The 24,698-nt window shown below is 47.3% G+C and carries 38 protein-coding genes; 32 read left to right on the top strand and 6 right to left on the bottom strand.

The genetic code is table 11. The features are described 5' to 3' along the window. The first annotated feature begins 62 nt into the window (after nt 1–62). From rpsJ to cutA, 30 genes are all read left to right on the top strand, one after another. Complete coding sequence (gene rpsJ, locus NB647_RS10555) at nt 63–374, top strand: 30S ribosomal protein S10 (protein ID WP_005878787.1); 312 nt, start codon at nt 63–65, stop codon at nt 372–374. A gap of 130 nt (nt 375–504) precedes the next feature. Further along, nucleotides 505–1,173, top strand: a complete 669-nt coding sequence (gene rplC, locus NB647_RS10550) for a 50S ribosomal protein L3 (protein WP_269264526.1) — start codon at nt 505–507, stop codon at nt 1,171–1,173. A gap of 3 nt (nt 1,174–1,176) precedes the next feature. Then, complete coding sequence (gene rplD, locus NB647_RS10545; protein ID WP_269283457.1) at nt 1,177–1,797, top strand: 50S ribosomal protein L4; 621 nt, start codon at nt 1,177–1,179, stop codon at nt 1,795–1,797. Further along, entirely contained in the window at nt 1,794–2,111 is a 318-nt protein-coding gene (gene rplW / locus NB647_RS10540; RefSeq protein ID WP_269264524.1) for a 50S ribosomal protein L23, read from the top strand. Before rplD ends, rplW begins: the two co-directional genes overlap by 4 nt. Beyond that, a complete protein-coding gene (gene rplB / locus NB647_RS10535) occupies nt 2,111–2,938 on the top strand; it encodes a 50S ribosomal protein L2 (RefSeq protein WP_269283456.1) in 828 nt (275 codons plus the stop codon). The genes rplW and rplB overlap by 1 nt, the downstream gene beginning before the upstream one ends. 10 nt (nt 2,939–2,948) lie before the next feature. Next, on the top strand, nt 2,949–3,224 hold the full coding sequence (gene rpsS, locus NB647_RS10530; RefSeq protein ID WP_269264522.1) for a 30S ribosomal protein S19: 276 nt from the start codon (nt 2,949–2,951) through the stop codon (nt 3,222–3,224). A 5-nt stretch (nt 3,225–3,229) separates the two neighbouring features. Further along, on the top strand, nt 3,230–3,562 hold the full coding sequence (rplV, locus tag NB647_RS10525) for a 50S ribosomal protein L22 (RefSeq protein ID WP_269264521.1): 333 nt from the start codon (nt 3,230–3,232) through the stop codon (nt 3,560–3,562). 11 nt (nt 3,563–3,573) lie between these two features. Then, nucleotides 3,574–4,422, top strand: coding sequence for a 30S ribosomal protein S3 (gene rpsC, locus NB647_RS10520; RefSeq protein ID WP_269264520.1), 849 nt, complete (start codon nt 3,574–3,576; stop codon nt 4,420–4,422). Between the two features lie 2 nt (nt 4,423–4,424). After that, nucleotides 4,425–4,844, top strand: coding sequence for a 50S ribosomal protein L16 (gene rplP / locus NB647_RS10515; protein WP_269264519.1), 420 nt, complete (start codon nt 4,425–4,427; stop codon nt 4,842–4,844). Between the two features lie 11 nt (nt 4,845–4,855). Beyond that, nucleotides 4,856–5,047 (top strand): 50S ribosomal protein L29, encoded by a 192-nt coding sequence (rpmC, locus tag NB647_RS10510; RefSeq protein ID WP_005878796.1) that lies wholly within the window; start codon nt 4,856–4,858, stop codon nt 5,045–5,047. Next, nucleotides 5,047–5,319, top strand: coding sequence for a 30S ribosomal protein S17 (rpsQ, locus tag NB647_RS10505; protein WP_269283455.1), 273 nt, complete (start codon nt 5,047–5,049; stop codon nt 5,317–5,319). The genes rpmC and rpsQ overlap by 1 nt, the downstream gene beginning before the upstream one ends. Before the next feature lie 179 nt (nt 5,320–5,498). Continuing rightward, a complete protein-coding gene (gene rplN, locus NB647_RS10500; protein WP_269278828.1) occupies nt 5,499–5,867 on the top strand; it encodes a 50S ribosomal protein L14 in 369 nt (122 codons plus the stop codon). 9 nt (nt 5,868–5,876) lie between these two features. Then, nucleotides 5,877–6,191 carry a 50S ribosomal protein L24 gene (gene rplX, locus NB647_RS10495; protein ID WP_269264516.1) on the top strand — a complete coding sequence of 105 codons (315 nt, stop codon included), beginning with the start codon at nt 5,877–5,879 and terminating at the stop codon, nt 6,189–6,191. 2 nt (nt 6,192–6,193) lie between these two features. Next, on the top strand, nt 6,194–6,733 hold the full coding sequence (gene rplE / locus NB647_RS10490) for a 50S ribosomal protein L5 (RefSeq protein WP_269283454.1): 540 nt from the start codon (nt 6,194–6,196) through the stop codon (nt 6,731–6,733). Nucleotides 6,734–6,740: 7 nt separating this feature from the next. After that, complete coding sequence (gene rpsN / locus NB647_RS10485) at nt 6,741–7,046, top strand: 30S ribosomal protein S14 (RefSeq protein WP_269264514.1); 306 nt, start codon at nt 6,741–6,743, stop codon at nt 7,044–7,046. 14 nt (nt 7,047–7,060) lie between these two features. Further along, the gene (gene rpsH, locus NB647_RS10480; protein ID WP_269264513.1) at nt 7,061–7,456 is read left to right on the top strand and encodes a 30S ribosomal protein S8; all 396 of its coding nucleotides are present in this window, start codon (nt 7,061–7,063) and stop codon (nt 7,454–7,456) included. Nucleotides 7,457–7,466: 10 nt separating this feature from the next. Then, entirely contained in the window at nt 7,467–8,000 is a 534-nt protein-coding gene (gene rplF, locus NB647_RS10475) for a 50S ribosomal protein L6 (RefSeq protein WP_269283453.1), read from the top strand. A 12-nt stretch (nt 8,001–8,012) separates the two neighbouring features. Continuing rightward, nucleotides 8,013–8,369 (top strand): 50S ribosomal protein L18, encoded by a 357-nt coding sequence (rplR, locus tag NB647_RS10470; RefSeq protein ID WP_269264511.1) that lies wholly within the window; start codon nt 8,013–8,015, stop codon nt 8,367–8,369. Between the two features lie 10 nt (nt 8,370–8,379). After that, nucleotides 8,380–8,898 (top strand): 30S ribosomal protein S5, encoded by a 519-nt coding sequence (gene rpsE / locus NB647_RS10465; protein WP_269283451.1) that lies wholly within the window; start codon nt 8,380–8,382, stop codon nt 8,896–8,898. A gap of 10 nt (nt 8,899–8,908) precedes the next feature. Then, a complete protein-coding gene (gene rpmD / locus NB647_RS10460; RefSeq protein WP_269264510.1) occupies nt 8,909–9,088 on the top strand; it encodes a 50S ribosomal protein L30 in 180 nt (59 codons plus the stop codon). Nucleotides 9,089–9,112: 24 nt separating this feature from the next. Next, nucleotides 9,113–9,544 carry a 50S ribosomal protein L15 gene (gene rplO, locus NB647_RS10455; RefSeq protein ID WP_269264509.1) on the top strand — a complete coding sequence of 144 codons (432 nt, stop codon included), beginning with the start codon at nt 9,113–9,115 and terminating at the stop codon, nt 9,542–9,544. 25 nt (nt 9,545–9,569) lie between these two features. Next, nucleotides 9,570–10,904: a preprotein translocase subunit SecY gene (secY, locus tag NB647_RS10450; RefSeq protein ID WP_269264508.1), complete on the top strand. Its 1,335-nt coding sequence runs from the start codon at nt 9,570–9,572 to the stop codon at nt 10,902–10,904. A gap of 24 nt (nt 10,905–10,928) precedes the next feature. Beyond that, the gene (gene infA / locus NB647_RS10445; RefSeq protein WP_005878809.1) at nt 10,929–11,147 is read left to right on the top strand and encodes a translation initiation factor IF-1; all 219 of its coding nucleotides are present in this window, start codon (nt 10,929–10,931) and stop codon (nt 11,145–11,147) included. A 33-nt stretch (nt 11,148–11,180) separates the two neighbouring features. Next, entirely contained in the window at nt 11,181–11,294 is a 114-nt protein-coding gene (gene rpmJ / locus NB647_RS10440) for a 50S ribosomal protein L36 (protein WP_081442209.1), read from the top strand. 25 nt (nt 11,295–11,319) lie between these two features. Beyond that, nucleotides 11,320–11,685: a 30S ribosomal protein S13 gene (rpsM, locus tag NB647_RS10435; protein ID WP_269264507.1), complete on the top strand. Its 366-nt coding sequence runs from the start codon at nt 11,320–11,322 to the stop codon at nt 11,683–11,685. A gap of 45 nt (nt 11,686–11,730) precedes the next feature. Continuing rightward, nucleotides 11,731–12,132: a 30S ribosomal protein S11 gene (gene rpsK / locus NB647_RS10430; RefSeq protein WP_005878811.1), complete on the top strand. Its 402-nt coding sequence runs from the start codon at nt 11,731–11,733 to the stop codon at nt 12,130–12,132. Between the two features lie 90 nt (nt 12,133–12,222). Beyond that, a complete protein-coding gene (gene rpsD, locus NB647_RS10425) occupies nt 12,223–12,846 on the top strand; it encodes a 30S ribosomal protein S4 (RefSeq protein WP_269264506.1) in 624 nt (207 codons plus the stop codon). Between the two features lie 67 nt (nt 12,847–12,913). Next, entirely contained in the window at nt 12,914–13,891 is a 978-nt protein-coding gene (locus NB647_RS10420; RefSeq protein WP_269264505.1) for a DNA-directed RNA polymerase subunit alpha, read from the top strand. Nucleotides 13,892–13,962: 71 nt separating this feature from the next. Further along, nucleotides 13,963–14,352, top strand: a complete 390-nt coding sequence (rplQ, locus tag NB647_RS10415) for a 50S ribosomal protein L17 (RefSeq protein WP_269264504.1) — start codon at nt 13,963–13,965, stop codon at nt 14,350–14,352. A gap of 124 nt (nt 14,353–14,476) precedes the next feature. Further along, a complete protein-coding gene (gene cutA, locus NB647_RS10410) occupies nt 14,477–14,803 on the top strand; it encodes a divalent-cation tolerance protein CutA (RefSeq protein ID WP_269283449.1) in 327 nt (108 codons plus the stop codon). 11 nt (nt 14,804–14,814) lie between these two features. On the opposite strand, the gene NB647_RS10405 is transcribed toward cutA, so the two are convergent. From NB647_RS10405 to NB647_RS10390, 5 genes are all read right to left on the bottom strand, one after another. After that, a complete protein-coding gene (locus tag NB647_RS10405; RefSeq protein WP_269283448.1) occupies nt 14,815–15,441 on the bottom strand; it encodes a diacylglycerol/polyprenol kinase family protein in 627 nt (208 codons plus the stop codon). Nucleotides 15,442–15,484: 43 nt separating this feature from the next. After that, nucleotides 15,485–16,177, bottom strand: a complete 693-nt coding sequence (gene yihA, locus NB647_RS10400) for a ribosome biogenesis GTP-binding protein YihA/YsxC (protein ID WP_269283445.1) — start codon at nt 16,175–16,177, stop codon at nt 15,485–15,487. Nucleotides 16,178–16,245: 68 nt separating this feature from the next. Beyond that, nucleotides 16,246–17,538 (bottom strand): diaminopimelate decarboxylase, encoded by a 1,293-nt coding sequence (gene lysA / locus NB647_RS10395; protein WP_269283443.1) that lies wholly within the window; start codon nt 17,536–17,538, stop codon nt 16,246–16,248. A 5-nt stretch (nt 17,539–17,543) separates the two neighbouring features. Continuing rightward, entirely contained in the window at nt 17,544–17,771 is a 228-nt protein-coding gene (gene lptM, locus NB647_RS10665; protein WP_407946861.1) for an LPS translocon maturation chaperone LptM, read from the bottom strand. A 91-nt stretch (nt 17,772–17,862) separates the two neighbouring features. After that, nucleotides 17,863–20,238 carry a penicillin-binding protein 1A gene (locus NB647_RS10390; RefSeq protein ID WP_269283441.1) on the bottom strand — a complete coding sequence of 792 codons (2,376 nt, stop codon included), beginning with the start codon at nt 20,236–20,238 and terminating at the stop codon, nt 17,863–17,865. Nucleotides 20,239–20,420: 182 nt separating this feature from the next. On the opposite strand from NB647_RS10390, the gene aroKB reads away from it, so the two are divergent. Next, entirely contained in the window at nt 20,421–22,100 is a 1,680-nt protein-coding gene (gene aroKB, locus NB647_RS10385) for a bifunctional shikimate kinase/3-dehydroquinate synthase AroKB (RefSeq protein WP_269283439.1), read from the top strand. A 32-nt stretch (nt 22,101–22,132) separates the two neighbouring features. Beyond that, nucleotides 22,133–23,266, top strand: coding sequence for a deoxyguanosinetriphosphate triphosphohydrolase (locus tag NB647_RS10380; RefSeq protein WP_269283437.1), 1,134 nt, complete (start codon nt 22,133–22,135; stop codon nt 23,264–23,266). Nucleotides 23,267–23,270: 4 nt separating this feature from the next. On the opposite strand, the gene xseA is transcribed toward NB647_RS10380, so the two are convergent. Further along, the gene (gene xseA / locus NB647_RS10375; protein ID WP_269283434.1) at nt 23,271–24,614 is read right to left on the bottom strand and encodes an exodeoxyribonuclease VII large subunit; all 1,344 of its coding nucleotides are present in this window, start codon (nt 24,612–24,614) and stop codon (nt 23,271–23,273) included. Nucleotides 24,615–24,698 lie beyond the last annotated feature (84 nt).

Here is a 24,698-nt window from a genome sequence, read left to right as displayed (position 1 = left end):
TAAATTAATTCAATGCTGCGAATGGATCTCCCCATTCGCAGCTCGTTCTTTGGAAAAATATTATGCAAAACCAAAAAATTCGCATTCGTCTCAAGGCATTTGACTACAAGCTGATCGATCAATCTGCCCAGGAAATCATTGATACCGCGAAACGGACCGGAGCCGTTGTCAAGGGACCTGTTCCTTTGCCTACACGTATTCAGCGTTTTGATATCCTGCGTTCGCCGCATGTCAACAAAACATCCCGTGACCAGTTTGAAATCCGGACGCATCAGCGTCTGATGGATATTATCGATCCGACAGACAAGACCGTGGATGCATTGATGAAGCTGGATTTGCCTGCCGGCGTTGATGTGGAAATTAAACTGCAATAATTGCCAATAAAGGCAAGAAGCGGTTGTGCAAACGGCGCATGCGAGATATAATGCGCCGCTTAAGCATGGCAAGAGATTGTTTTTGCTCTTGTTTTTAGATGATAACAGCCCTGCCCAATCGTAGGCAGGAATGGAGATAAAAATGAGCCTAGGCCTTATCGGGCGTAAGGTTGGAATGATGCGTATATTTACGGATGAAGGGGATTCTATTCCTGTTACCGTAGTTGACGTATCTGACAATCGTGTTACGCAAGTCAAGACGACCGAGACAGATGGTTATTCCGCTGTTCAGGTTGCATTCGGCAAACGCCGTCCTTCCCGTGTCAATAAAGCTGCCGCTGGACATTATGCCAAAGCAGGTGTCGAAGCCGGTACTGTTTTGCGCGAATTCAGAGTGGATGCTTCCAAGGCTGCGGAAATAAAGGCAGGTGATGTCGTGCCTGTTACTTTGTTTGAAGTCGGACAGAAGATTGACGTTCAGGGTGTTTCGATTGGTAAAGGTTATGCCGGTACCATCAAGCGCTACAACTTCGGTTCCGGCCGCGCTACTCATGGTAATTCCCTCTCGCACAATGTTCCCGGTTCTATCGGGATGAACCAGGATCCGGGGCGTGTTTTCCCTGGCAAGAAAATGACGGGACATCTGGGTGATGTCACCAAGACCGTACAGAATCTGGAAATTGCACGCATTGATGTAGAACGTAATCTGTTGTTGGTCAAAGGCGCTGTTCCCGGTGCCAAGAATGCACAGGTTGTCGTTCGTCCCGCAGTAAAAACCAAAGTTAGCAAGGGGGCATAACAGATGGAATTGAAGCTCCTAAATGGAAATGATCAGGCAGCAGGCAAGGTCAATGCGCCGGATACTATTTTTGGCCGTGAGTACAATGAAGCGCTGATACATCAGATCGTGGTCGCTTTTCAGGCAAATGCCAGAATGGCAGACCGTCAGCAAAAGAGTCGTGAAACGGTGGCTCATACCACCAAAAAACCATGGCGTCAGAAAGGCACCGGCCGCGCTCGTGCAGGTATGTCGTCTTCTCCGCTGTGGCGTGGAGGCGGCCGTGCATTCCCGAATACACCTGATGAAAACTTTTCTCATAAAGTCAACAAGAAGATGTATCGTGCGGGTGTGTGTTCCATTCTGTCTCAATTGGCTCGTGAAGGCAGGTTGACGGTAATCGACGAATTGGCGATTGAAGCGCCAAAAACCAAAATGCTCGCGCAGAAGCTGAAGGGGTTTGGTTTTGGTTCCGTGCTGGTTATAACGGATTCGTTTGATGAAAATCTGTATCTGGCATCACGCAATTTGCCTAATGTATTAGTGGTCGAACCCCACCAGGCAGATCCTGTTTCTCTGGTGCATTTTAAGGATGTGCTGATTACCAAGGCAGCTCTGGGCAAGATTGAGGAGATGCTGGCATGAGTGCAGTCATGAAAATTAGTGAAGAACGCCTGATGAAAGTATTGTTGGCGCCGGTTATTTCGGAAAAGGCCACTTTCATCGCTGAAAAGTATGAACAAGTCATTTTTCGTGTATTGAAGAATGCAACCAAACCTGAAATCAAGGCGGCGGTCGAAAACTTGTTCAAGGTTGAAGTTGAGTCTGTGCAGGTGTTGAATCGTTTGGGCAAGCAGAAGCGTTCACGTAATGGAATGGGACGCAAGAGCAATCAGAAGCTGGCATACGTTTGCCTGAAGCCTGGTCAGGAAATTAATTTTACTGAGGAGGCTAAATAATGGCTCTCGTTAAAGTCAAACCAACTTCTCCCGCCCGTCGGGGAATGGTCAAGCTTGTTAATCCGGATCTTTACAAGGGCCGTCCTTTTGCTGGACTGCTTGAAAAAAAATCCAAAAGTGCAGGTCGTAACAACAATGGCCATATCACGACCCGCCATATTGGTGGAGGTCACAAACAGCATTATCGTGTCATTGACTTTGTTCGTAACAAGGATGGTATTGCTGCAAAAGTGGAACGTATCGAGTACGATCCGAACCGTACGGCCAATATTGCTTTGGTTTGTTACGCAGATGGTGAGCGTCGTTACATTATCGCGCCCAAAGGGTTGTCTGTTGGCGATCAGATTATGAATGGTTCGGAAGCGCCAATCAAAGCGGGGAATTGCTTACCATTGCGCAATATTCCGGTGGGCACAACCTTGCATTGTGTCGAAATGCTGCCAGGCAAGGGGGCGCAGATGGCTCGTACAGCGGGTGCTGCTGTCGTCCTGATGGCGCGTGAAGGCTCGTATGCTCAGATTCGTCTTCGGTCCGGCGAAGTTCGTCGGGTTCACATCGAATGCCGTGCAACAGTCGGTGAAGTGGGTAATGCAGAACAGAATCTGCGCAAATTGGGTAAAGCAGGTGCAATGCGCTGGCGTGGTGTACGTCCAACCGTACGTGGTGTTGTCATGAATCCGGTCGATCATCCGCATGGTGGTGGCGAAGGTAGAACCTCCGGTGGACGTCATCCTGTAACGCCTTGGGGTCAGAAGACCAAAGGTCTGAAAACGCGTAGTAACAAGCGTACGACTTCAATGATCGTTTCGCGCCGCAACAAGAAATAAGGGGTAGCATATGACACGTTCGTTGAAAAAAGGGCCTTTCTGCGATGCTCACTTGATTTCCAAGGTTGAAGCTGCGCAGGCATCCAAGGATAAGCGGCCAATTAAGACATGGTCTCGCCGGTCAACAATTATGCCGGATTTTATCGGGTTGACAATTGCTGTTCATAACGGCAAACAGCATGTCCCTGTTTATATCTCCGAAAATATGGTTGGTCACAAGTTGGGCGAGTTTGCATTGACCAGAACATTCAAGGGTCATGCCGCCGATAAAAAAGCTAAGAAATAGGACCAATGATGGAAACAAAAGCTTCTCTTCGTGGTGTGCATTTATCAGCGCAAAAAGGTCGTCTGATTGCCGATTTGATTCGTGGTAAAAAAGTTGATCAGGCGCTCGATATTCTGTCGTTTACACCGAAAAAAGGTGCAGCCATTATCAAGCAGGTTCTGGAATCGGCTATTGCCAATGCCGAACATAATGATGGTGCAGATATTGATGAACTGAAAGTTTCTTCGATTTATGTCGAAAAGGGAACTTTTATGAAACGTTACTCGGCTCGTGCAAAAGGACGGGGTGACCGTATTTCTAAACAAACATGTCACATTTATGTGACTGTCGGTAATTAAGGGGGGTCACGATGGGACAAAAGATACATCCAACCGGTTTCCGTCTGGCAGTTGCTCGTAACTGGTCTTCCCGCTGGTATGCTGGCAATAACAATTTTGCCGGTATGTTGAATGAAGATCTGAAGGCACGTGCTTATCTTAAGAAAAAACTGAAAAATGCTTCTGTCGGTCAAGTCGTCATTGAACGTCCAGCAAAGAATGCACGGTTTACAATTTACAGTTCGCGTCCTGGCGTTGTTATCGGCAAGAAAGGCGAGGATATTGAAGTATTGAAATCGGATCTGTCCAAAATTATGGGCGTTCCGGTCCATGTTAATATCGAGGAAGTTCGCAAACCTGAGATTCATGCCCAGTTAATTGCCGATTCAATTACCCAGCAGCTTGAAAAACGTATCATGTTCCGCCGCGCTATGAGACGTGCCATGCAGAATGCGATGCGTCTGGGGGCTGTCGGGATCAAGATCATGTCTTCCGGTCGTCTGAATGGCATCGAAATCGCACGTACAGAATGGTATCGTGAAGGTCGTGTACCTCTGCACACATTGCGTGCTGATATTGATTACGGTTTTTCCGAAGCGCAAACAACGTACGGTATTATTGGTGTGAAGGTTTGGGTTTACAAGGGGGATCGTCTGGAAAATGGTGAAGCTCCTAAGATTGACACACCGGTTGAAGAAGACAAGAAACGTCGTGGCGCGCGTCGTGAGGATGGCCGTCCAGGCAGACAGCGTGTAAGAAAGTCTGAAGGTGCTGGTGCGTCTGAAGCTCCTTCCACTGGAGCAAAGCGGGTTCGTGCCAGAAAACCTGAAAATGCAGCAACAGCGACTGAAAATGCGCCTGTTGAAGCAGCAGGAGAATAATTATGTTGCAACCATCTCGTAGAAAGTATAGAAAAGAGCAGAAAGGGCGCAATACCGGTATTTCTCATGAAAGAGGTACAAAGGTATCGTTTGGCGACTTTGGCCTGAAGGCAGTAGGAAGAGGCCGTATTACGGCTCGTCAGATTGAAGCTGCTCGCCGTGCAATGACCCGCCACATCAAAAGAGGTGGCCGTATCTGGATCCGTGTGTTTCCGGACAAACCGATTTCTGAAAAACCGGCTGAAGTCCGTATGGGTAGCGGCAAGGGCAATCCGGAATACTATGTTGCCGAAATCAGACCCGGCAAGGTTCTTTATGAAATGGATGGAGTCGATGAAGCGCTTGCTCGTGAAGCGTTTCGTCTGGCTGCCGCCAAATTGCCATTGCCGACGGTATTTGTTGTCCGTCAGCTTGGCCAGTAAGAGGAGTTAATATGAAAGCATCCGAACTGCGTTCCAAGGACCAGGCTGAACTGAAAACTGAACTGAATGATCTTTTGAAGGCTCAGTTTGGTCTGCGTATGCAATTGGCAACTCAGCAATTGACCAATACTTCTCAGCTGAAGAAAGTGAGAAGGGATATTGCTCGGGTAAAGACTGTCATGAATTCTAAGGGTAAAGCATAATGAACGATCAGGAAAAGTCTGCGTTAAAACGTACACTGATTGGTAAGGTTGTATCAGACAAGATGGATAAAACTGCTTCTGTTTTGGTTGAACGACGGATGAAGCATCCAATTTATGGGAAGGTTGTCCGTCGTACTAAGAAGTATCTTGTGCATGATGCAAATAATCAGGCAAGAATTGGCGATACCGTTGAAATTCAGGAAGGCCGTCCAATTTCTAAGAACAAATCTTGGGTTCTCACCAAAGTTATTCAGGTTGCACAAATTATATAAAAAGATTGCATTTGTTTTTGGATAATGCAATAATTCAAAACTTCGCATCATTCCGGTATTGATGGGGCTGATGCGAAGTTCTTTATATATCATGTACACCTAATCAGTCGCAAAACTTGCGTCTGGCGGGACCAAGACTGATCGTCAATGATGGCGAATTAAGTTGGGAAAGAAAAATTATGATTCAGACTGAAAGTCGTTTAAAAGTGGCCGACAATACAGGTGCCAGAGAGGTCCTTTGTATCAAGGTGCTTGGCGGGTCCAAGCGTCGTTATGCTCAGGTCGGTGACATCATTAAGGTAACGGTCAAGAGTGCTGCTCCTCGCGGAAGGGTCAAAAAAGGCGAAATCTACAATGCTGTTGTCGTTCGTACGGCAAAAGGTGTGCGTCGTCAGGATGGCTCGTTGATCAAGTTTGATGAAGGTGCCGCTGTTTTGCTCAACAACAAGCTTGAACCGATCGGGACCCGTATTTTTGGGCCGGTAACTCGTGAATTGCGTACTGAAAGATTTATGAAAATCGTTTCACTTGCGCCGGAAGTATTGTAAGGGGGTTTTATGAACAAAATACGTAAAGGCGATGAAGTGATTGTTCTGGTCGGAAAAGACAAGGGCAAACGCGGTACTGTTCAGCAATGTGTTAATGATCGTGTTGTTGTTGCTGGTGTGAATGTCGCCAAGAAAACGACCAAGCCAAATCCGATGACGGGTGCTACGGGGGGCATTGTTGACAAGCTGATGCCGATCCATATTTCCAATGTCGCTCTGTTCAATGCAAAGACGGGGAAGGCGGATCGTGTGGGTTTTAAAGAGGTGGATGGAAAAAAAGTCCGTATCTTTAAATCGAATGGTGAAGTTGTCGAGGCTAAATAATTATGGCGCGTCTACAGGAATTATATAAGGAAAAAATCGTCGCTGATTTGATGGCTAAGTTTTCCTACAAATCTACGATGGAAGTTCCGCGTATTACTAAAATTACTCTGAATATGGGGTTGTCGGAAGCGGTTGCGGACAAGAAGGTGATTGATCATGCAACGGCCGATTTGGCGAAAATCGCAGGTCAAAAACCGGTTGTGACCAAGGCGCGCAAGTCCATTGCAGGGTTCAAGATTCGCGAAGGTTATCCTATTGGCTGTATGGTTACCTTGCGTGGTGCAAGAATGTATGAATTTCTTGATCGGCTGGTTACGGTTGCGTTGCCTCGTGTGCGTGATTTTCGCGGTATCAATGGCCGTTCTTTCGATGGGCGGGGAAATTACAATCTCGGAATCAAGGAGCAAATCATATTTCCCGAGATTGAATATGACAAGATTGATGCTTTGCGGGGATTGAATATCAGCATCACCACAACCGCTAAAACCGATGAGGAGTCCAAAGCACTTCTTTCCGCATTTAAATTTCCGTTTAGAAATTGAGATAGCCATGGCAAAACTGGCATTAATAAACCGTGAATTGAAACGCGCAGCGCTTGTTAAGAAATATGCAGGCAAACGCGCCGAATTGAAAGCTATTATTGACGATCAAAGCAAGACTGAAGAAGAACGCTTTGAAGCTCGTCTCAAGTTGCAGTCGTTGCCTCGCAACGCAAATCCGACGCGTCAGCGTAATCGTTGCGCTTTGACAGGAAGGCCGCGCGGCACGTATCGCAAGTTCGGCTTGGGTCGCACCAAGCTAAGAGAATTCGCTATGAGTGGCGAAATTCCTGGAATCACCAAAGCTAGCTGGTAGCAGGAGGAATTGTTATGAGTATGAGCGATCCTATCGCAGATATGCTGACTCGCATCCGTAATGCGCAGCAAGTTAAGAAAAGTTCTGTCGCTATGCCCTCTTCCAAGGTCAAGGTAGCCATTGCTACAGTCCTGAAGGATGAAGGTTATATCGATTCTTTCGATGTCAGTGAAGAAGCTGGCAAGGCGCAGCTGAATATCGCGCTGAAGTATTATGTTGGTCGTCCGGTTATCGAAAGACTGGAACGGGTTTCGCGTCCGGGTCTTCGTATCTATAAAGGACGTGATGAATTGCCTAGCGTAATGAATGGCTTGGGTGTAGCTATCGTTTCTACGCCAAAGGGTGTCATGACAGACCGTAAAGCGAGGGCTACGGGAGTCGGTGGCGAAGTTCTTTGCTATGTTGCCTGAGGAGTGAAGCATGTCTAGAGTTGGAAAAATGCAGGTTGTTATTCCTGAAGGCACAACTGCAACAATCGCGAATAATGAAATTACTGTAAAGGGCCCCTTGGGTTCAATGAGCAGGATTTTGAGTGATTTGGTGACTGTCAAGCAGGAAGACAAATCGCTTAAGGTTGAAGCGGCAAACGACAGTCGTGAAGCGGTGGCAATGTGGGGAACTACACGCGCACTGCTGAATAATATGGTTCTTGGCGTCAGCAAGGGGTTTGAAAAACGTCTCAATCTGGTCGGCGTCGGTTTTCGTGCGCAGGCTCAGGGCGACAAACTGAACATGTCTCTTGGTTTTTCTCATCCTGTTGTTCATGTGATGCCTGCCGGTGTCAAGTGTGAAACACCATCGCAGACTGAAATCGTAATCAAGGGAATTGACAAGCACTTGGTTGGGCAAGTCGCAGCTGATGTTCGTGCATATCGCAAACCTGAACCATACAAGAGCAAGGGTGTTCGTTATGCAGACGAAGTCGTTAAGATCAAAGAAACTAAGAAGAAGTAATAGGGGCGATTGATGAACAAGAAACAATCACGTTTGCGCCGCGGACGTCAGACTCGAGCCAAAATTGCTGTTTTGAGAGCAACTCGTTTGTCGGTGCATCGTACCAATTTGCATATTTATGCAAATATCATTGGACCGGATGCTCGGATTCTGGCTTCTTCTTCGACACTGGAAGCCGATGTCCGCCAGGAACTGGCAGGAAAAAATGGTGGCAATGTGGCAGCAGCGTCGCTGGTCGGCAAAAGAGTGGCCGAAAAAGCATTGCAGGCTGGAATTACAGAGGTCGCTTTTGATCGTTCCGGTTTTCGTTATCACGGCCGTGTCAAAGCATTGGCTGAAGCTGCTCGTGAAGCAGGTCTGAAGTTCTAAGGATATAACCATGGCAAAAATGCAACAAAAGACACAAGGTGATCGACCGGATGACGGATTGCGTGAAAAGATGATCGCAATCAATCGTGTGACCAAAGTTGTCAAGGGCGGTCGTATTATGGGCTTTGCCGCTCTGACGGTTGTCGGTGACGGTGACGGTCGCGTTGGTATGGGCAAGGGCAAGTCGAAAGAAGTGCCTATCGCTGTCCAGAAAGCAATGGAAGAAGCCCGTCGTAACATGATCAAAGTGACATTGAAAGATGGAACCTTGCAGCATACGGCTATCGGAAAACATGGTGCTTCCAAGGTAATGCTGAATCCGGCAAAACAAGGTACCGGCGTTATTGCCGGCGGTGCTATGCGTGCCATTTTTGATGTCATGGGTGTTACCAACGTCGTGGCCAAGTCTTTCGGTTCGACTAATCCATACAATATGGTCAGAGCGACTTTGAATGCGCTTGCTTCGATGAATACTCCTGCCGATATTGCGGCAAAACGCGGCAAGTCTGTAGAAGAAATTGTTGGATAAGGAATCGATAATGTCTAATCAAATCACAGTGAAATTGGTAAAAAGCCTGATCGGGACCCGGAAATCACATCGTGATACGGTTCGCGGTCTTGGACTTCGCCGATTGAATTCCGTATCCACTTTGCAGGATACCCCTGCAGTTCGTGGAATGATTAAAAAAGTATCATATCTCGTTCAAGTAGTTGCTTGATAGAGACTGCTAACAGGATAAATTATGAACTTAAATAATTTGCAACCTGCTTTTGGCTCAAAACAGGCAAAACGTAGAGTTGGACGCGGTATCGGTAGTGGCTTGGGCAAGACTGCTGGTCGTGGTCACAAGGGCCAGAAGTCGAGAGCCGGCGGTTTTCATAGAATCGGTTTCGAAGGCGGTCAGATGCCTTTGCAGCGCCGGTTGCCGAAACGTGGTTTCAAATCGCCATCTGCATTGACACGTGCCGAAGTGCGTTTGTCTGATCTTGATAAGCTCGGCGTGGATGATATTGACTTGCTGGTTTTGAAACAGGCAGGCCTGGTTTCCGGTCTGGTAAAGAATGTCAGAATCATTCTTTCCGGTGAAATCAATCGCAGCGTGAATGTGAATGGACTTGTTGTGACCAAAGGTGCCAGGGCTGCTATTGAAAGCAAAGGCGGAAAAGTCGCTTAAGTAAACAACATACAGAGGTATCCAGTTGGCAACGTCATCTAATTCAGCAAAAAACGCTACCGCCGGTTTTCCCTGGAAACGGTTGCTGTTTTTGCTTGGGGCATTGGTTGTATTCCGTATTGGTGCGCATATTCCTGTTCCGGGTATTGATTCTGAACAGCTTGCATTGCTGTTCAGACAAAATCAGGGCGGTATTCTTGGCATGTTCAACATGTTTTCAGGGGGCGCGCTTTCGCGGTTTACGGTTTTTGCACTGGGCATCATGCCGTATATTTCAGCTTCCATTATCATGCAAATGCTCGGAATTGTGTCTCCACAAATCGATGCATTGAAAAAGGAAGGTGAGGCTGGAAGACGGAAGATGACGCAGTATACGCGTTATGGAACGTTGGTGCTTGCCGCTTTTCAGGGACTGGGTATCGCTGTTGCACTTGAGTCGCAGCCCGGTTTGGTTATCGAGCCAGGATTGGCATTCCGGTTTACAGCAGTTGTAACACTGGTGACCGGTACCATGTTTTTGATGTGGCTTGGTGAGCAGATAACGGAAAGAGGTTTGGGCAATGGTATTTCCATGCTCATTTTTGCTGGTATTGCCGCCGGATTGCCCAATGCAATTGGAGGCCTTGTCGAGCTGGTCCGTACCGGTTCGATGAATACACTGACTGCCTTGATTATTTGTGTAATCGTTGCTGTCGTTACTTTTCTCGTGGTGTTTATCGAAAGTGGTCAGCGCAGGATTCTTGTCAACTACGCCAAGCGTCAGATCGGAAACAAAATATATGGAGGGCAAAGCAGCTTTTTGCCTTTGAAGGTCAATATGGCTGGAGTCATTCCTCCGATCTTTGCTTCCTCGATTATCCTGTTCCCGGCAACGATTGCTGGATGGTTTGCAACAGGAGCGGAAACAGACAATGTTTTCATTCGTTTCCTGAAAGATTTGTCTGCATCCTTGGCTCCAGGCGAACCGGTGCATGCAATATTGTATGCTGCCGCAATTATATTTTTCTGTTTTTTCTATACTGCACTTGTTTTTAACAGTCGCGAAACGGCAGATAATCTGAAAAAAAGCGGCGCTTTTATTCCAGGAATTCGCCCAGGCGAACAGACAGCGAGATATATCGATAAAATTTTGATGAGATTGACACTTGCCGGTGCAATTTATGTTACATTAATCTGTTTGTTGCCGGAGTTTCTGGTAGCACGCTGGCAGGTTCCGTTTTACTTCGGCGGTACTTCCTTGCTGATTATCGTTGTCGTGACGATGGACTTTATGGCGCAAATCCAGAATTACATCATGTCGCAACAATATGATTCCCTGTTGAGGAAGGCAAATTTCAAGAGCAACAGTTTACCTCGTTAATATTTCATAAAAGACATCTATTTTATGGCTAAAGATGACGTTATCCAGATGCAGGGTGAGATCGTAGATAACTTGCCCAATGCGACTTTTCGCGTGAAACTGGAAAATGGACATATGGTTCTCGGGCACATTTCGGGAAAAATGCGTATGAATTACATCCGTATTCTTCCGGGCGACAAGGTAACGGTCGAGTTGACTCCTTACGATTTAAGTAGGGCTCGCATTGTTTTCAGAACAAAATAACTGAATTCAATATATTGTTAAAAAGAGGGAAAAATGAAGGTTCAGGCATCAGTCAAGCGGATTTGCCGCAATTGCAAAATTATCAAGAGAAAGGGCGTGGTCCGTGTTATTTGCACTGAAGCACGTCATAAACAAAGACAAGGTTAATTAACGTCAATTTAGGACAGAACGAATGGCACGTATTGCAGGGGTTAATATTCCCAACCATCAACACATTGTCATTGGCCTGACGGCTATTTATGGTATTGGACGTCCGCGCGCACAGGATATCTGTGCCATAGCCGGCGTCGCTCCAACCAAAAAGGTCAAGGATCTGGATGACAGCGAACTTGAAAAACTGCGCGCTGAAATCGACAAATTCGTCATTGAAGGCGATTTGCGTCGCGAAGTTTCCATGAGCATCAAGCGGTTGATGGATCTGGGTTGTTATCGTGGTTTGCGTCATCGCAGAGGGTTGCCTGTGAGAGGTCAACGTACACGCACAAACGCGCGAACCAGAAAAGGTCCACGTAAGGCCGCTCAATCATTGAAGAAATAATGCAAACACATGTTGTTTGAATAGTAGACGGATCGAGGAAATTTTATGGCAAAAGCATCGAATAGTGCAGCAGCTCGCGTGCGCAAGAAGGTGAAAAGAAACATTGCAGAAGGTGTTGCACATGTGCATGCTTCTTTCAACAATACCATCATTACCATAACTGATCGCCAGGGTAATGCATTGACATGGGCGACTTCTGGCGGAGCCGGTTTCAAGGGGTCCCGCAAATCCACTCCTTTTGCTGCACAGGTTGCTGCAGAAGCTGCTGGTAAAGTGGCAATTGAATATGGTATCAAGAATCTGGAAGTCAAGATCAAGGGGCCGGGACCAGGCCGTGAATCTGCTGTTCGCGCTTTGAACGGTTTGGGTATTCGCATTACCCAGATTCAGGACATTACGCCGATTCCACATAACGGCTGTCGTCCTCCCAAACGTCGTCGTATCTAATTTCAGAATAACGAAGACCACTGTTATATCACTAGAGATATAACTTGCGCCTGATTTGGGGCGTCAACTAATTATTGAAAAGGAAATATTGTGGCACGCTATATCGGACCAAAAGCCAAGCTTTCACGTCGTGAAGGTACCGACCTGTTCCTCAAGAGCGCCAGACGGTCTCTTGATTCCAAATGCAAACTGGATGTAAAGCCTGGCCAGCATGGCATGAAATCGGGCGCCCGTACATCCGACTATGGAAATCAGCTGCGTGAAAAGCAGAAAGTCAAGCGGATGTATGGAATTCTGGAGAAGCAGTTCCGTCGTTACTTTGCAGAAGCAGAACGCAGAAAAGGTAATACCGGTGACAATCTGATGCAGTTGCTTGAATCCCGGCTGGACAATGTTGTTTATCGTATGGGATTCGGCTCGACACGTGCTGAAAGCCGTCAGCTGGTCAGCCATCAGGCTTTGATGGTCAATGGCAAGGTCGTCAACATTCCGTCTTATCTGGTCAAGCCGGAAGACGTCATTACCATTCGTGAAAAAGCCAAAAAACAAAACCGTATCATTGAATCCCTGTCTTTGGCCGAGCAGATCGGCATTGCCGACTGGGTCTCCGTGGATTCAAAGAAAATGGAAGGCGTATTCAAACGTATTCCGGATCGCAGCGAGTTTGCCAACGATGTCAATGAATCGTTGATCATTGAATTGTATTCACGTTAATTACAGCATTATCAGTGCCATCAGCCTTATTGGTGTAACGAGCCAAGGGTATTGAAAAGGACATATTATGCAAAACAATTTTCTTAAACCGCGTATTATCAACGTTGAATCGTTGGGTGGCGGACGCTCCATTGTCGAAATGGAACCGTTTGAGCGCGGTTATGGACACACACTCGGCAATGCCTTGAGACGTGTGCTCCTTTCATCGATGACGGGATACGCGCCAACCGAAGTAACCATTGCCGGTGTCGTTCATGAATATTCAACGCTGGATGGTGTTCAGGAGGATGTGGTTGATCTTCTTCTGAATCTGAAAGGTGTTGTTTTCAAATTGCACAATCGCGATTCGATTACGCTGACACTGAAAAAATCGGGGCCGGGTGTTGCAACGGCTGCAGATATCGAATTGCCTCATGATGTTGAAGTGATCAATCCTGAGCATGTCATTGCCAATCTGGCGGATAACGGCAAGCTCGATATGCAGATCAAGGTTGAAAAAGGTCGCGGATATGTCCCGGGAAATGTAAGAAGACTCTCTGAAGACGTGAACAAGACAATTGGCCGCATCATTCTAGATGCTTCTTTTTCTCCTGTCCGTCGGGTTTCCTATTCGGTAGAGTCGGCACGTGTCGAGCAACGTACCGATCTGGATAAATTGATTATCAATATCGAAACGAATGGCGTTATTACGGCAGAAGAAGCCATTCGCCAGTCGGCACGTATTCTGGTTGACCAGTTGAGTGTATTTGCTGCTCTGGAAGGAACGGAAACCACTTCGGAGGCATTGACACAGGTTCCGGCCGTTGATCCGATATTGCTGCGTCCGGTAGATGATCTGGAGTTGACCGTTCGTTCGGCAAATTGTCTGAAAGCTGAAAATATCAATTACATTGGCGACCTTATCCAGCGCAGTGAAAATGAATTGCTGAAGACACCTAATCTTGGCCGCAAGTCGTTAAATGAAATCAAGGAAGTTCTGGCTTCTCGTGGTTTGACTTTAGGTATGCGTCTGGATAACTGGCCGCCTGCCGGATTTGAAAAATAATTTTAACAAAACCGGCCCGCAGTCCTGACTGATAGAAGAGCCGGATCAATAAGATTTATAAGGAAATTATCATGCGTCATCGTCATGGTTTGAGAAAACTCAACCGTACTTCGTCACACCGTCTTGCCATGCTCCGTAATATGACGGTTTCTTTGCTCCGTCATGAAGCGATCAAGACAACATTGCCGAAGGCAAAAGAATTGCGTCGTGTTGTCGAACCTATCATTACCTTGGGTAAGACCAATACTGTTGCCAACAAACGTCTGGCTTTCAACAGATTGCGTGATCGTGAAATCGTTGTAAAACTGTTTAATGAACTGGGGCCTAGGTTTGCAAATCGCAATGGCGGGTATCTCCGCATTCTGAAAATGGGTTTCCGTTTGGGAGACAATGCGCCAATGGCTTATGTCGAACTGATGGACAGACCGCAGGAAGAAAAGCCGGAAGCGGAAGCTAAATAAGGTTTTCACCTTGCATTTAAAAAAGCCGGAAAATTTTCCGGCTTTTTTATTGTCACTTAAAATACCTGTAGTTCGCAGTGGGTGCTGTTGTTTATTGAGCCATTTTGCATGATGGAAAAAATGTATGACGAAACCGATTCTCGTTTTTTGTACCGTACCGGATTCCGGTATCGCCGACAGGATAAGTGAGGCTTTGATTCAGAAAAAACTTGCCGCCTGCGTTAGTTGGGGGGAACCAATACAATCGGTTTACCGGTGGCAGGGGAGTGTAGAGAAGGCAACGGAATGGAATCTGACGATCAAGACGGTCAGTGAAAAGTATAGTGAGGTAGAAAAAACGATTCTGTCGATTCATCCCTATGATGTTCCGGAAATCATTTCTGTACCGATTCTCAATGGATTGGGACCGTATCTGAAATGGATGAATGACGAAATCCGGCTGGAGTCCTGAAAACTGTCTGTCTATAACCAGACAGACAGGCACAGAAACAGACCGACAACCAGAGGGATGGAGAAGTTGTCGTCCAGACGGATTCTGTTTTCATAAATTTCGGCGAAGGTGGCGCCGATTATGCCGGCAAAGCCGAAAAGGAGAAATGATGGGGGCTGGTGATAAATGAAATAGAAGAACAAAAGAACAACCGTCGAGAAGAGCCAGAAAGCGATACTGCCTTCGATGCTTTTTGTTCCCAGATTGATTTTATGCTTGCCCAGCTTTCTGCCGACAAGTGCGGCACCGGTGTCTCCGATGAGCATGACGGACAAAGCGGTCATCGCAATGATTTTGGGAAAAATAATGGTAACCATCAAAGCGGCGGCGATGACGTAGGGGGCGCCACTTAAGTGGAATTTTTCCTGTGTTTCCTTCTCGCGCAATATCCGGTTGAAAAGAGAACCATAGGTAAGCGTAAACAGTCGCCATTTACGATGATTTCCATATTCAACCAATATGGTTGATACGAGCAGAAAAGCGAAGAGGGCGATGTTGAACCATTTCGGGAAAAGGGCGATAGAAACGACCATCCAGAGGGAACTTAAATGAATGGTTTTTCTGAATATTTCCTGACCATACGAGATTTCTTTCGTCATCTTGCTGCAAATCGGATTTTCCGTTTGTTAATGTATTGAAGATTTATTGTGAGGATTCATTTTGCGGGGGAACCGTTGTCTGGTCTGCCAGATTCAAAATAAATGCTGTAGCTGTTTCAAGTCCGAGACGTTTTGTCGATGAGAAAAGCTGGGCGGAAAAAGAAAACGGTTTTCCGCTTTCATCAATATAACTTTTCAAAATGGTATCGGTCTGTTTCAGTGAGTCGGTTGATTCCCTCCGATTCAGTTTGTCTGCCTTGGTAAGCAGGCAATGGACCGGTTTTCCTGTGATGGCGAACCATTCCAGCAGATCAACATCCAGTGGCTGGAAAGGATGTCTTGAATCCATAACAAGGATCAGACCTTTTAACTGTGGACGGGTTATCAGATAATCGCTCAGGAGTTTTTGCCAGTGATTTTTTGCAGAACCGGATACTTGTGCATAACCATATCCAGGCAGATCCACCAGAAACAATTCGATCTTCTTTTCGTCTACAGGATCATGCCGATGCTGGGCGACATGTGCACCTCCCACGGAAAAAAAATTGATATGTTGGGTACGTCCCGGGGTTTTTGATGCATATGCAAGACTTTTTTGATTGCACAGAATATTAATAGCGGAGGATTTTCCGGCGTTGGACCGGCCCACAAATGCAATTTCCGGTACGTCAAGTTTCGGCAAATCACGCAGATGATTTGCCGTCTTGTAAAAACGTGCCTGCCAGAGTTTTGTCATTTCTTTTCCGGACAAGAAAAAGATATTGAATATATCTGATTCAGTTAATAAAAAGGTGTAGCGGAAATTTAAGATATGATGGTTTCCAGTGCATAAAGTTCTTCGGGACGCTCTCTTTTGCGAATGAGATATGCTTTTTTATCGTCTATCAGTATTTCGGCAGCTCGCCCCCGGGTATTGTAATTGGAAGACATGGCCATACCGTATGCACCTGCACTCATAATGGCAAGAAGATCATCTGTTTCGATGGAAAGTGTTCTCTGGCGGGCGAGCCAGTCTCCCGACTCGCAGATAGGGCCGACAATATCGTAGGTTTTTGTTTCAGTCTGACGTTTTACGACGGACAAAACGGTATGCCATGACTCGTAAAGTGATGGTCTCATCAGGTCATTCATGGCGGCGTCGACGATGGCGAAATTCTTGTCCGAGTTTGTTTTGAGATACTGGACCTGGGTGAGCAACAGGCCGGCGTTTCCTGAAATAGAACGTCCCGGTTCAAACATCATGGAAATGGATTGGCCAGGGTATTTCGCGTTTTTCCATGCTGTTATTTTTCCGAAAATACGAGTGAGATAGTCGGAAATGGCGACGGGAATCTCATTATCGTAAGTGATTCCAATACCGCCACCGATGTCGATATGCTTCAGTTCGATTCCTTTTTGCGCTAGTTGGTCGAAGAGATCGATCAATTTGTCCAGTGCCTCAAGAAGTGGCGCATCGTCCAGCAACTGGGAACCGATATGACAATCAATACCGGTTACTTCGATGTGGGGCATGCGGGCAGCTTCTTCATAGCCGGCAAGTGCTTCTTCGTAAGGAATGCCGAATTTGTTTTCTTTCAGTCCTGTCGAAATATAAGGGTGTGTTTTGGGATCGACATTCGGGTTGACCCGGAACGAAACCCGGGCTTTTTTGCCCATCTCTGCTGCGATCCGATTAATCCGGCGAAGTTCTGCAAACGATTCGACATTGAAACAGAGAATGTCATGTTCGAGGGCGAGACGTATTTCGCTGGCCGTTTTCCCGACACCTGAGAATATGACTTTTCGGGAATCGCATCCGGCGGCGATCACGCGCAGGAGTTCACCACCAGAAACAATATCGAAACCAGCGCCCTCGCGACCGAGGATGTTCAATATGGCGAGATTGGAATTCGATTTGACTGAATAACAGACAAGAGAGTGAATATCGTCAGTTTCAAACTGTTTGCATACATCGGCATATTGACGGAAATGTTCGGTCAAGGCCGCTTTGGAATAGACATAAAGGGGTGTTCCATATTGCATGGCCAGTTTGTCAAGTGGTACGCCGTCAACGGTCAGCGTGTCATTTTGGTAGAAAAAGTGTTGAGCTGTTTTCATATTGTTCAGGGTAATGTCGGCAAACTGCCAGGAAGAATGCCCAAAGGGGCTCTTTCTGACTCGGGTTCATCGGTTTCAGGTTCCGGGAAAGACTGAGGGGTTACCGGCATCGGCGTTGTATCCGATGGCGGAAGTATAAGCGCCCCTTTCTGACCACAGGCACACAAACTGGAGCAAAGTAAAATAGTGAGTACGAAATTGAAGAACCATATTCGAAATCGGTTGCGTCGCATTTTTGTATCTTCCAATGACCTGTATGGGATTACGAAACGGATTGAAGTGTAACATGTCAAAGAGACGAAAACGGAGTTCGCCAGTCGTTGATCAGTCTGGAAGCATGCCGGAAGAACGATCGGCAAATATTTCATCCTTGACGTTATTGTTTTCCGTTTCGTAGATTTTTTCGTAGTCTTTTTGTCCAACTCCGATATTGGTTACGATTTTGCCGGGCGGGGCTTCTGTGTAATAGTAATCGCCGTTTTCATAGATAACCCCTGCCGGTGGGGATTTCATTTCCACAGGAATTCCGGAAAGCGTTTTTTGCATGTAGCTGATCCAGACAGGAAGTGCCAGCGCGCTGCCCGTTTCACGACCGCCCATGTTGCGCGGCTGATCGAAGCCAAGCCATGCCACGGCGACCAGACTGGGCTGGTAACCTGCGAACCATGCATCGATCGAATCGTTTGTCGTTCCCGTTTTGCCTGCCAGATCGGGACGATTTAGGATATTGGCCCGTGCTGCGGTACCTCCCCTGACAACATCCTTTAACAGCGTGTCCATAATGAAAGCATTACGGGCGTCAATTACCCGGTTGCTTTCATCTCCGGCTTTTTCCGGACGTGCCTGGGAGAGTATTTTTCCGTCGGAATCGGTGATATGGGAAATGATATACGGTCTGATTTTATAGCCGCCATTGGCAAAGACAGAATAAGCCGTAGCCATCTGTAGCGGTGTGACGGACCCGGCCCCCAGTGCCAATGTCAGATAAGGCGGATTTTTGTCGGGATCAAAGCCAAATCGGGTGATGAATTCCTGGCCATATTGTGCGCCGATCTGATTCAGTATCTGAATTGAAATCATGTTTTTGGATTTCATCAATCCGCGACGCATGGTTATTGGACCCTCATATTTTGAATCGAAATTTTTCGGAGTCCAGTTTTGCCCGTTTGTCTGCCCACTGAACGATACGGGGGCGTCATTGATAATACTGGCTGGAGCCAGGTTTTTATCGAGTGAGGCAGAGTAGATGAACGGTTTGAAAGACGAACCGGGCTGTCTCCATGCTTGTGTGACATGATTGAATTTCTTTTGCGTGAAATCAAATCCGCCTATCAAGGATTTTATGGCGCCGTCATTCGGGTTCAGAGAAACGAAGGCGGCTTCGATCTGTGGCATCTGAACGATATTCCAGTTTCCCTGTATGTCCTGGGCGAGCCGAATGATTGAGCCCCGCCGGATCTGTTTGTTGCTGCCGGCATTGGAAGTCAAACCGGAAGCGGCGAAGTTCAGTCCGTTTCCAGTGACGGAAATTTCGTTGCCTGATGATAAAACGGCCCGGACTCTTCCCGGGGATGCCTCAAGTACAACCGCACTCAGGATACCGTCACTGTCCGGGTATTTCGCAAGCTCATCCTCAATAGCGTCAGCGATGGCGTCCCTGGCTGCCGGGATTTCCATATATCCTTCCGGACCGCGGTATCCATGACGTTTGTCGTAGTCCATTACTCCGCGCCGGACAGCCTGATAAGCGGCTTCCTGGTCTTTTTGTGTAATGGTTGTATAGACATTCAACCCGCGTGTGTAGGTTTCGTCCTTGTATTGATCGTATACCATCATACGGACCATTTCTGCCACATATTGTGCATGTACGCTGAATTCGTTGCGGCTTGTTTTTACTTTGATCTCTTCGTTTTTTGCCTTCTCGTATTCCTGATCGGTGACGTAACCGAGTTGTTTCATTCTGAGAAGAATATATTGTTGACGCTGTTTGGCGCGAGTCGGATTGGTGATCGGATTATTGGCCGAAGGTGCTTTGGGAAGCCCTGCGAGCATGGCTGCTTCAGCCAGGGTAATGTCCTGCAGGGGTTTTCCGAAATAGACCTGCGCGGCGGAAGCGAAACCGAAAGCACGCTGTCCCAGATAGATCTGGTTCAGATAAATTTCGAGAATCTGGTCTTTGGTCAGCGTTCTTTCGATTTTCCAGGCCAGCAGAACTTCGTACAATTTGCGTTTGAAGGTTTGCTCACTTGTCAGGAAAAAATTTCTGGCGACCTGTTGGGTGATTGTCGAAGCGCCTTGCCTGTTGTTGCTGACCAGATTGTGCAGGGCTGCACGCAAAATGCCGATATAGTCGACACCGCTATGCTGGTAAAAACGATCGTCTTCAATAGCCAGGACAGCCTTTTTCATGATATCCGGAATTTTGTTGATTCGGACGAGGTTGCGTCTTTCCTCTCCGAATTCACCCATCAGTACGTGATCTGCCGTGTAAATGCGCAGGGGCATTTTCGGATGATAATCCGTCAGCTGATCCATTGGTGGCAGTTTGGGATAAATCAGGGTCATCGCCAGTATGACAATGAGTGCACCGATTAAAACTACGCCAGTGCCAAGAGCTGCACAGCTGACCAAAAGACGGGCAAGCCACTTCTTCCGGGGAGAGTTTGAGGTCTGATCCGGGTTCTGATTTTTGTTAAACATGCTATTCAGCAAAAAAATGCAATAAGCGCATTATCCTTTAAAGCGGCAATCTTAGCACTTAAATATGTAAATAACTGTTTCAGAATATAAAGAGAAATTGTACAGAGAATTGCATCCTAAAAAGGGATCGGAAGCGTACATATCTGATATATTCGGCTATACAGTAATGATATTTATTTCTTATGCAGCATAATATTTTTCTCGTTGGCCTGATGGGATCAGGCAAAACGACTGTTGGCCGTTTGCTGGCAAAGCGGTTGGGATTGAAGTTCGTTGATTCTGATCATGAAATCGAATCGCGTACGGGGGCAACAATTTCCTGGATATTCGAAATCGAAGGTGAGGAAAGTTTCAGGCGTCGTGAGGTCGAAACAATAAAAGATCTGACAGGACAAACCGGTGTGGTTCTTGCTACGGGAGGGGGCGCAGTTATTCATCCTGAAAACAGGAAGCATCTCAAATCGAGGGGTACGGTTATCTATTTGCGGGCCAGTGTCAGCAATATCCTTCAAAGAACGATGCATGATAAAAGTCGTCCCCTGCTTCAGACAGAAAACAGAAGGAAAAAGCTTGAAGAACTGTCAAGACAACGTGAACCGCTTTATCGGGAAGTTGCCGATATCATTGTTGATACCGGAAGACCGAACGTACATGCCATGGTTCAGTCGATAATCGCTCAGTTGGCCAATTATCAGAAGGGAAATTCGTCTAGAAAACAGAGAAAACGTCCGAGTAACCAAGTGAAGAAAGATATTGTCATTATGAAACCCAGTCATTCCCGTCTTAAGGTCGATCTTGGAGAACGCAGCTATCCAATTGAAATCGGAACAGACCTGTTACGGGATGTCCGCTTACTTGCCAGAACGATTCGTGGACAGCGCATCGTCATCATTACCAATACCGTCGTGGCTCCCCTTTACCTGGACAGGCTGACGCATTCCCTGAAAGAAGCGGGCAAGGATGTCTCGTCATTGATCCTGCCGGATGGAGAAAAGGAAAAAAACTGGGAAAGTCTCATGAAGATCTTTGATTTCCTGATGGAGAACAAGTCTGATCGGAAGACGACACTTGTCGCTCTGGGTGGAGGGGTTATCGGCGACTTGACAGGGTATGCCGCTGCCAGTTTCATGAGAGGGGTATCTTTTGTCCAGGTTCCCACGACACTTCTCGCAGAGGTGGATTCTTCAGTAGGCGGTAAAACAGGGATTAATCATCCTCTGGGGAAAAATATGATCGGAGCCTTTTATCAGCCTGAGGCGGTCATAGCGGATACGACGACTTTAAATACCCTGCACGACAGGGAGTTGGTTGCCGGTCTTGCCGAGGTGATCAAGTATGGCGCCATTGTCGATGCCGCTTTTTTTCAATGGCTGGAAAAGAATATGGAAAAATTGCTCGCCCGTGACAGTGAGGCGCTGGCTTATGCAATCCGGCGTTCCTGTGAAATCAAGGCAGATATCGTGCGGCAAGATGAACGCGAGAGTACCGGTTTGAGAGCGATACTCAATTTCGGCCATACTTTCGGACATGCCATTGAAGCAGGACTTGGATATGGCGAATGGCTTCATGGCGAAGCGGTCGGATGCGGCATGGTTGTGGCCGCGGATTTGTCGTGCCGTATGGGGTGGCTTGATGAGGAAGCCAGGAAACGTATCCGGGGCCTGGTGGAAAGGGCGGGTTTGCCGATTGTCGCACCTGCATTGGGAATGGACCGGTGGATTGAACTGATGCAGGTGGACAAAAAGAATGTTGGCGGTGAAATCCAGTTTGTATTGCTGAAAGCGCTCGGTGATGCGGTGGTGACCAAGGTCCCAGCCGAACTGCTGCATGCCACATTGACCGACAATACGGCACCGGGTTAACCAAAACAGTAGTCTGAAAGGAGAAAAAACGGGTGAGTCGTCCGGAACTGGCTGTTTACGCTTCCGATCCTCGTGATTCGCGAGGACGCCAATACGTTGAACCGGTGGATTTGTCACGTACGGAATATCAACGTGACCGTGACCGGATTGTGCATTCCGGGGCTTTCAGACGGCTGGAATATAAAACCCAGGTATTTGTCAATCATGAGGGCGATCTGTTCAGGACACGGTTGACACACAGTATCGAAGTAGCGCAGATTGCACGGTCTGTTGCACGTAATTTGTCCCTGAACGAGGATCTGACGGAAGCCATTTCTCTTGCCCACGATCTGGGACATACGCCATTCGGGCATGCCGGACAGGATGCTCTGAATGCCTGTATGGCGGATTATGGCGGGTTTGAACATAATTTGCAGAGCCTGCGGGTTGTGGATGTCCTGGAAGAACGGTATGGCATGTTCGACGGACTCAACCTGACTTATGAAACCCGGGAGGGTATTCTAAAACATTGTTCCGTGGAGGCTGCGGAAAAACTGGGGGATCTCGGACGGCGTTTTCTTGAAGGCAAACAGCCTTCACTGGAAGCGCAACTGGCCAATGTGGCCGATGAAATCGCTTATAACAATCATGATGTCGACGATGGCTTGCGTTCCGGGCTCCTTTCAATCAGACAACTGAAGGATGTTGATCTGTTTGCCGGATTCTGGACGGAAGTCCAGCGTGCCATGCCCGGAATTACCGAACGAAGAGCCATTCATGAAACTATCCGGAGAATGATCGGCACATTGATCCTTGATTTGACACAGACTTCACTGGAACGGATAAGGGAAATTGATCCGAAATCGGTCGAGGATGTTCGCAATGCCATGCCTTTGATCGCTTTTTCGGACGATATGACCGAAAAATCCCGCTCGTTGAAAAAATTCCTTTTTGAAAATCTGTATCGGCATTATCAGGTTAATCGTATGACCAGCAAGGCGCGCCGTATTGTGCATCGTCTTTTCTCGATTTTTATGGCGGAACCCCAATTATTGGCGCCGGAATATCGTTCGGCGAGCAGGGAGGGATATGAAAAGGCGAGAAAAATCGCCGACTATATTGCCGGTATGACAGACCGGTATGCCATGCGACAGTATCGTCTCCTATATGAAATAGAAGAGGTTTGAAACCTTATTTCAGGTCGGGCTGGACGGATTCAATGGAAATTTTTGCGTTTCCTGACGCAAGCTGTATGCAGACCGGTTTGTGTACGGGCAGTTGCTCGGGTGTCCGGATGATGTGTCCCTGTGGATCCGTCAGGATCGCATAACCCCGTTCAAGTGTCCGCTCCGGGCTCAGCAGTTCGAGTTGGGATGACAGGGAAGACAGGGTTTGATGGTGATGTGCAAGTCGTACGGTCATTGCCTTGGACAATTGCTGTTTCGCGTTAACCAGTCTGCTTTGTAACGGCTTGATGTCGGGTAGTTGCGATTTGAGACGGATATTCCAGTGTGCGATTTCGTATCGGGATGTGACAAGCAGGTTATTGCTGATGTGAACCAGCCTGGTAGCAACAGTATGAAGCTTGTTGCGTTCGCGTTCGATATAAGCCGATGGACTGATCAGCCTTCTTGCCAGTCCATCTGTTTTTTGCATCGAATTGTGCAGCAACCGTTTCATGACATATTGCAATCTGTCGGCCTGTGTCCTGAGTGAATTCATCCATTCGCCATAAGCTCGTGTTGCCATTTCAGCAGCCCCGGTCGGGGTGGGCGCGCGAAGATCGGTGACAAAATCAGCGATGGTGAAATCGGTTTCATGGCCGATTCCTGAAATGGTGGGTATGGTACATGCGGCAATGGCACGAGCGACGATTTCTTCATTGAAGCTCCAGAGGTCTTCGATGCTGCCCCCACCACGACAGATCAGCAAAACGTCACATTCTGCACGAGATGATGCAATTGTTATAGCTTGTGCGATTTTTTCAGCAGCGCCGTCACCCTGAACCGGGGCAGGATATAAAATCAAATTGGCATAAGGTGCCCTTCTGGCGAGGGTCGTCAATATATCGCGCAATGCGGCCGCTTTCGGACTGGTTACAATTCCTATATTTCTGGCAAAAAAGGGGATCACCAGTTTTCTGCTGTTGTCAAAAAGCCCTTCTTTCTCCAGTTTTGATTTCAGACGCAGAAATGCTTCATACAAATTACCGGCCCCTGCATGTCGGATTGCCTCGACGTTCAGCTGAAAATCTCCGCGGGCAGTGTAAAGTGATACGGTAGCCCTTACTTCCACTTTATCGCCTTCTTTGGGAAGGAAATCCACTGATTGGGCACGTCCTCTGAACATGACAGCACGAACCTGTGCCATATCGTCTTTTAAAGTGAAGTACCAATGACCCGATGCCGCTTTGGTGAAATTGGAAATTTCTCCGGATATCCAGAACAGGGGAATACTGCATTCCAGTAGTTCGGCTACTGTATTGTTCAGTTCCGAGACGGTTAACACCGGGGAAGACGGCTCTTTTGCAAGCAAGGTTGAAGAAGGGCGTGGAGTATTCTGTATTTTCACAAGGAACGAGGGAGAGTTATCAATACCGATGCTTCTGTTCGTGAAAGG

The sequence above is a fragment of the Oxalobacter aliiformigenes genome (assembly GCF_027116575.1).
GTDB classification, from domain to species: domain Bacteria; phylum Pseudomonadota; class Gammaproteobacteria; order Burkholderiales; family Burkholderiaceae_D; genus Oxalobacter; species Oxalobacter aliiformigenes.
This window is presented reverse-complemented; position numbering and strand designations above follow the sequence as displayed.